Below are 6,374 nucleotides of genomic sequence, written 5' to 3' on the forward strand. Positions count from 1 at the left end.
ACCAAATTTGCTTGGTGACAATAGCGTTTTGGACCCACCTGATCCCATGCCGAACTCAGTAGTGAAACGAAACAGCGCCGATGATAGTGTAGCATTTGTTATGTGAAAGTAGGTCATCGCCAGGCTCCAAATACAAAAAAGCCCGACTCATTGAGTCGGGCTTTTTTACGTTTTTAAGAAAGTGAAATAGTAAGCGAGTTAGCGAGAGTAAAGCTAGCGAGTTGCACAGCGTCAACCTATACACCGTAGCGTGGGTTGAGTATTTGATACCCACGGATAAAAGAACGCGACGACCACCTCAGAGTCCAGTGTACTGCACTGAAAAATATGATTCTTTTATCGGTATATATCCGAAACTTGTACTTCTTTAAATATAAAAAAACCGCTTAACAGCGGTTTTATAAGTTTAAGTTGATACTTTTATTTATAACCGTTGGGGTTATTGCTTTGCCAGCGCCAAGTATCTTGCATCATGATGTCTATGCCTCGTTCTGCTTGCCATTCTAGCTCTAGTGAAGCTTTCTCAGGGGCTGCGTAGCAGGCGGCAATATCACCAGGTCTACGTGGTGATACTTGGTAGGGGATTTCCTTACCGCAGGCTTTACTAAAAGCATTGAGCATTTGAAGTACTGAGTAGCCATTACCTGTGCCAAGGTTATAAACATGTGCGCCTGTATCTTGATTGATCTTATTAAGTGCTTTTAAATGTCCTAAAGCGAGGTCTACAACATGAATATAATCACGGACACCAGTGCCATCAATAGTGTCGTAGTCATCACCGAATACACCTAACTGCTTTAGCTTACCAACTGCAACTTGCGAAATATAAGGAAGCAGATTGTTTGGGATGCCATTAGGGTCTTCACCAATAAGTCCTGACTCATGTGCTCCAACGGGGTTAAAGTAGCGTAAAATCGAGAATGCAAAGCGTTCATCAGATTTAGCGATATCTTGTAGCATCATTTCAACCATCAACTTTGATGTGCCATAAGGGTTAGTGGTACCACCCACTGGGAAGTCTTCGCGAATTGGTAAACTTGCCGGGTCGCCATAAACGGTCGCGGATGAACTAAATACTAGCTTAAATACACCTGCATCTCGCATTGCATCAACCAGTGTTAGTGTACCTTGTACATTATTTTGGTAGTACTCAATCGGCTTTACAATTGATTCCCCGACAGCTTTAAGCCCCGCAAAATGAATGACACTGTCTATTGTATGTTTGGCAAAAATATCAGCTAGGAAGCTTTTATCTAGAATGTCGCCTTGATAAAAATGTGCTGATCTTCCAGTGATCTTTTTCACGCGTTCAAGTGACTCAACACTAGAGTTACTCAAGTTATCTATGATAACAACGTCGTTATTTTGCGTTAATAACTCAACTACTGTGTGCGAGCCTATATATCCTGCACCACCTGTTACTAAAATTGTCATGAAATCTCCATATATAAGGTGAATTAAGCTAATTTCACCATAGATTACCTGTTATTACATGTTTTAAATTTATTATTTTTTATTACCGGCGTTATTGACTGTATTTTTGATTACATATTTTATATAAATGATAACAATGATGGGAAAAAGGATTAAGCTATAGTTAAGTTGTAGCTGCTATTATTTTAATTAAAGTTACCCCGAGTGTTTTTGGAGAATAAATATGAATACATTAAAAAAAATTGCTGTGGCAATGGTTATTCTAGTTCCAGCCTTTGCACACGCAGGGGAAGCCACTGTTAAGTGGCATGATTTTAATGATTACCGAGACGTTCGTCCTTCGAATGATACAAAAGGTTCTTATCATAAACGTATTGCGTCAAACTTTGAAAAGCACTTCAATAAATTAGCTGAAAAGTTACCACAAGGGTATAAGTTTAATGTAGAAGTAACGGAACTGGATTTGGCAGGTGATGTTCGTTTTGGTGGTATGAATGAGCTCAGAATTATTAAGCCTATATATTTTCCCCGTATTGAATTTAACTATTCTGTGACGGATAAAGACGGTCAAACTATAAGTGAAAATGAACAAGTCTCATTAAAAGATATGGGCTTTATGGATCGAATTAAGATGGGCCGTGATGAAGCCTTTTATTATGATAAACGCTTGATTACAGACTGGTTCGATAAAGAGCTAATACCTATAGTAACCCCACAATAATGTTCTTAAAGCGCTGACTTAGTTAAGTGAGCGCTTTTACATTACTTGAATGTTGCTAATAACTGTAAGAGTTGTTGTAGTTTAAGTACTGTTGATTTTAGCTTTTCTTCATTTAAACCGTCAGAACTTAAACTTTCTACATCTGCAGCGACGTCTAATACGTAAGGTTTAAACCTTTTTGCTTCAAAGTTAAACCCAGCATCTGCTGGGAATAGTGCTTTGAACTTACCATGACCTTGTTGCTGAAGTTCATCTAGTTTTTTATCAGCATCAAGTGATTGACGGTAAACAACTTTTAAGTTGTTATTGAGCTGCTCAATAATAGAATCCATTTTTTTCCTAAAGCTTTAGATTACAATGCCGATATAGTACGTGGATTGTAATTAAAAGTCAGGTATTGAACTATGAATATATCAGGTGGAAACTTACCAGCCATGAGTGGCGCAGGTGAAAGTGCAGAAGTGTATAGTGCAGCGCTTGCCAAAAAGCAGCAGAAAGCGGATGGTGCAGCTGCTCTGGCACTAATTGAAGGTGCTGCTTCGTCTAGTGTTGCACAAACCCCCGCTAAATCTGTTACGGCTACTCTTGGCAATAATGTAAACGTTTACGTTTAAATCAATTTGAGATCTATGGGGGTTTTGCTTTGTTGACCACCAATTTCTCGAACGAGTTTAGGAACTAAAAACCCTGGCAATGCAATAAGCATATCTGCCATTATTTTACGTGCTTGTTGCTCTGCAATATCAAAATGACTAGCGCCGGCTACTTTATCTAATAGGTAAAGATAATAAGGCAATATGTCTGCATCAAATAATGCTTCACTCAATGCAATTTGCGCTGAGCTTGAATCATTCACATCTTTTAAGATGACGGCTTGATTCAATAATGTTACACCGGCTTTCTTTAACTGCTTCATCGCGGTTTTAAAATCATCATCTATCTCATTGGCATGATTTATATGATTGATAAATAAGATTTTAAGAGGGGAGTCTGCTAACCGTTGACACAGTTCATTGGTAATACGCGCTGGGATCACGACGGGAAGGCGACTATGAATACGCATGCGCTTAATTTGCGGTAGTTTTTCTAGCTCATCCATAAACCAACTAATAGCATCATCCTTGGCCATCAGCGGATCGCCGCCACTGAGAATAACCTCGTTGATATTATTGTCTGATCGTATATATTCAAGTGCATCAAGTAAGCTGCGTTTGTTTAACTGATTCTCTTGATAGGGAAAGTGGCGCCGAAAGCAATACCTGCAATTTACCGCACAACCCGTCTTAAACATAACGAGAACTCTAGACTTATATTTATGGAGTAAGCCTGTTTGTGTATTGTCTTGCTCTTGCAGCGGGTCGTTACTAAAACCGGTTTTTTCAATAAACTCTTGATGACGAGGCATGACCTGCAGTAAAAGTGGGTCGTTAATATCACCATAGCGCATTTTTTTTATAAAAGGGACAGGTACGCGCACAGGGAATAAACTGCGAGCTTTTATGTCTTTTTCATGTACTTGGCTCGATAGCCCGACCATTTCTAGCAAGGTTTTTGGGCAAGTAACTACATTAGCTAATTCTTTTTGCCAGTTTTTATGCAAATTTGCTTCATTTCTTTGTATCATTGGTAAGTAGATTACTCGAAAAATTATTAGACAGAGGAAACGATGGCGAATTATAGCACTAATGAGTTCAAGGGCGGCCTAAAAATTATGATGGACGGCGAACCTTGCAGTATTTTAGAAAATGAAATGGTAAAACCTGGTAAAGGCCAAGCGTTTAACCGTGTTCGTATCCGTAAGCTTATCTCTGGCAAAGTGCTTGAAAAAACATTTAAATCAGGTGAATCAGTTGAAGGCGCTGATGTAATGGATACCGATCTTGCTTATCTTTATACCGATGGTGAGTTTTGGCACTTCATGAATAACGAAACGTTTGAGCAAATTGCCGCGGATGAAAAAGCGCTAGGCGATACGGTTAAATGGCTCGTTGAAAACGACCTATGTACTATTACATTATGGAACGGTAGCCCAATAGCTGTAACACCGCCTAACTTTGTTGAGCTTGAGATCACAGAAACAGATCCAGGCCTAAAAGGTGACACTGCGGGTACTGGTGGTAAGCCAGCTACATTAAGTACAGGTGCTGTAGTACGTGTTCCTTTGTTTGTACAAATTGGTGAAGTAATTAAAGTAGACACTCGTAGCGGTGAATACGTAGGCCGTGTTAAGTAAGCAATAGCACTGTTTAATAGAATCCCGGCTTCAGGCTGGGATTTTTTTTGGAGAAAATATGTCAGCAGATCTTTGGGAGCCAAGTGCGCAGATTGCAACCTTGCAGCAACGAGCCGAAATTTTACGCACTATTCGCGAATTTTTTTATCAGCGAAATGTAATGGAAGTTGAAACTCCTAGCCTAAGCGCAGCAAGTGTAACGGATATCCATCTAGCTAGCTTTAAAACTCACTTTGTTGGCCCCGGCCATGCTGCTGGACTCGATTTATATCTACAAACATCGCCTGAATTTGCCATGAAACGACTATTAGCGGCTGGTAGTGGGGCTATTTATCAAATCTGTAAAGCATTTCGAAATGAAGAAGCAGGAAAGCATCATAACCCTGAGTTTACTATGTTGGAATGGTATCGCCCTGGGTTTGATGAATTTGCATTGATGAATGAAATAGATGAGCTAATGCAGTTGGTTCTCGATGTGCAACCCGCTGAACGCTTAACCTATCAAGGTGCATTTGAGCACGTACTAGGTCTTGATCCTTTGACAGCCACTTTGGAGCAGTTACAACAACTTGCTATTGAACATGGTTTTGCAGATATTGCTGCAGATGAGTCTCACCGTGATACATTATTGCAATTGTTATTCTGCATGAAAGTTGAGCCGGTGATAGGCCAAGATAGGCCTTGTTTTATTTACCATTTTCCGGCCTCTCAAGCAGCTCTAGCAAGTATTTGTAGTCATGATGAGCGCGTCGCTGGGCGATTTGAGCTTTATTATCAACACATGGAGCTGGCAAACGGCTTTAATGAGCTTACAGACGCTCAGGAGCAAGTGAAAAGGTTTAAGGATGATAATGCCTATCGTAAAAGCAATAATCTAAACGAGGTACCCATAGACTTGCGATTAATTAACGCGTTAGAGCATGGTTTGCCACAATGTGCAGGTGTAGCACTTGGTATTGATAGGTTAGTGATGCTAGCGACACAAAAACAAACAATAAAAGACGTCATCGCATTTGATGTTGATAGGGCTTAATTGAAGATCTAGGTACTAGGTAACTAGATGCTAGGAAACCCTAGTACCTAGTAACCTAGCACCTATTAATTATAATTCGTATATGAAAGTGACACCTGCAACCATTGGCTCACCAAATTGGGTGTAGGTATGTGTTTGCCAGCCGTCAGTTGGATCATTACCAAACTCGAACCCACGAGTAGGCACTTCTTCATCAAACACGTTACGTGCCCAGGCGCGAATTGACCATTGTTCAGACTCATAGCCGGCAGTGAAGTTAACAAGGTTAACACTTGGGGCTTGTGAATTGTGACTATCAGAGAAGTAGTAATCATCTTTACCTTCAATACCTATAGTCGCAAATAACTCGTTGGTAAAGTTATAGCGGGCAGTAAATGCGTATTGATACTTAGGTGATTGTGCTTGCTCTCGGCCATCTTGGTCTAAACCTGATTTAGCAACGAAGTCGTTGATTTTAGTGTTTAAATAGCCCGCGCTACCAGTCAAAAATAAGTCATCGGTTAATTGATAACTACCTTCAATTTCTAAACCGTAGTTTTCACCAGAGCTTGCGTTATCTACATAGCCTGTAAACTTTTGATCTTGGACTTGCCACGCTTTAAGCTGCATATCTTCACGGTACATATAAAATGCAGCTAAGCGAAGAACGAATTTGTCGTCGAGTGAGCTACCTTTAACACCAAACTCACCACTCCATAAGTATTCAGGAGCAAAACTTGTATGATTTTGGAAAAAGTCTGCATCAAGGTTTAGTCCATCATCTTTCGCTTTAGCGAGAGCTTCTGAGTTAATGCCGCCAGCTTTATAACCACGGGTTAAACTGGTGTATACCCGTGATCAATGAAGGTGCTTGATTTTTACAGTAATGAGGATCATGATACCCACATGAAAAAAATTGAATTGACCACAGAGCAAAAAATAGATCTTGAAGCCCTTCACGACGCAAGCCGTGA

The 6,374-nt window shown here is 40.1% G+C and carries 7 protein-coding genes, 1 rRNA gene and 1 pseudogene; 5 read left to right on the forward strand and 4 right to left on the reverse strand.

Annotated features, from left to right (window positions below; genetic code table 11):
• Positions 1-10: 10 nt before the first annotated feature.
• Positions 11-125, forward strand: a 5S ribosomal RNA gene (gene rrf, locus QMA12_RS21695).
• A 295-nt stretch (positions 126-420) separates the two neighbouring features.
• Here the strand turns inward: rrf and galE are convergent.
• Positions 421-1,434 carry a UDP-glucose 4-epimerase GalE gene (gene galE, locus QMA12_RS21700; RefSeq protein ID WP_290211451.1) on the reverse strand — a complete coding sequence of 338 codons (1,014 nt, stop codon included), beginning with the start codon at positions 1,432-1,434 and terminating at the stop codon, positions 421-423.
• A 223-nt stretch (positions 1,435-1,657) separates the two neighbouring features.
• Here galE and QMA12_RS21705 point away from each other — a divergent pair, with 223 nt between their 5' ends.
• Positions 1,658-2,155 carry a DUF3016 domain-containing protein gene (locus tag QMA12_RS21705; protein ID WP_290211452.1) on the forward strand — a complete coding sequence of 166 codons (498 nt, stop codon included), beginning with the start codon at positions 1,658-1,660 and terminating at the stop codon, positions 2,153-2,155.
• A 41-nt stretch (positions 2,156-2,196) separates the two neighbouring features.
• Here QMA12_RS21705 and QMA12_RS21710 read toward each other — a convergent pair whose 3' ends face one another.
• The gene (locus QMA12_RS21710) at positions 2,197-2,487 is read right to left on the reverse strand and encodes a prephenate dehydrogenase (protein WP_087534601.1); all 291 of its coding nucleotides are present in this window, start codon (positions 2,485-2,487) and stop codon (positions 2,197-2,199) included.
• Positions 2,488-2,559: 72 nt separating this feature from the next.
• Between QMA12_RS21710 and QMA12_RS21715 the strand changes: the two genes are divergently transcribed.
• Positions 2,560-2,769: a hypothetical protein gene (locus QMA12_RS21715; RefSeq protein WP_087534599.1), complete on the forward strand. Its 210-nt coding sequence runs from the start codon at positions 2,560-2,562 to the stop codon at positions 2,767-2,769.
• On the opposite strand, the gene epmB is transcribed toward QMA12_RS21715, so the two are convergent.
• Positions 2,766-3,779 carry an EF-P beta-lysylation protein EpmB gene (gene epmB / locus QMA12_RS21720; protein WP_290211453.1) on the reverse strand — a complete coding sequence of 338 codons (1,014 nt, stop codon included), beginning with the start codon at positions 3,777-3,779 and terminating at the stop codon, positions 2,766-2,768. The two genes, QMA12_RS21715 and epmB, sit on opposite strands and share 4 nt — an antisense overlap.
• Before the next feature lie 42 nt (positions 3,780-3,821).
• On the opposite strand from epmB, the gene efp reads away from it, so the two are divergent.
• Entirely contained in the window at positions 3,822-4,388 is a 567-nt protein-coding gene (gene efp / locus QMA12_RS21725; protein ID WP_087534595.1) for an elongation factor P, read from the forward strand.
• A gap of 58 nt (positions 4,389-4,446) precedes the next feature.
• The gene (gene epmA / locus QMA12_RS21730; RefSeq protein WP_087534593.1) at positions 4,447-5,421 is read left to right on the forward strand and encodes an elongation factor P--(R)-beta-lysine ligase; all 975 of its coding nucleotides are present in this window, start codon (positions 4,447-4,449) and stop codon (positions 5,419-5,421) included.
• Positions 5,422-5,490: 69 nt separating this feature from the next.
• Here the strand turns inward: epmA and QMA12_RS21735 are convergent.
• Positions 5,491-6,258 (reverse strand): annotated as a pseudogene (locus QMA12_RS21735) (TonB-dependent receptor); the annotation flags it as partial.
• Positions 6,259-6,374 lie beyond the last annotated feature (116 nt).

The sequence above is a fragment of the Pseudoalteromonas sp. APC 3893 genome (genome assembly GCF_030408095.1).
In the GTDB taxonomy this organism is placed as follows: Bacteria; Pseudomonadota; Gammaproteobacteria; order Enterobacterales; family Alteromonadaceae; genus Pseudoalteromonas.

Coding starts and splice junctions, on each gene's coding strand:
- QMA12_RS21710 (WP_087534601.1), bottom strand. CDS start 2,487: ATGGATTCTATTATTGAGCAGCTCAATAACAACTTAAAAGTTGTTTAC.
- QMA12_RS21715 (WP_087534599.1), top strand. CDS start 2,560: ATGAATATATCAGGTGGAAACTTACCAGCCATGAGTGGCGCAGGTGAA.
- epmA (WP_087534593.1), top strand. CDS start 4,447: ATGTCAGCAGATCTTTGGGAGCCAAGTGCGCAGATTGCAACCTTGCAG.
- efp (WP_087534595.1), top strand. CDS start 3,822: ATGGCGAATTATAGCACTAATGAGTTCAAGGGCGGCCTAAAAATTATG.
- QMA12_RS21705 (WP_290211452.1), top strand. CDS start 1,658: ATGAATACATTAAAAAAAATTGCTGTGGCAATGGTTATTCTAGTTCCA.
- galE (WP_290211451.1), bottom strand. CDS start 1,434: ATGACAATTTTAGTAACAGGTGGTGCAGGATATATAGGCTCGCACACA.
- epmB (WP_290211453.1), bottom strand. CDS start 3,779: ATGATACAAAGAAATGAAGCAAATTTGCATAAAAACTGGCAAAAAGAA.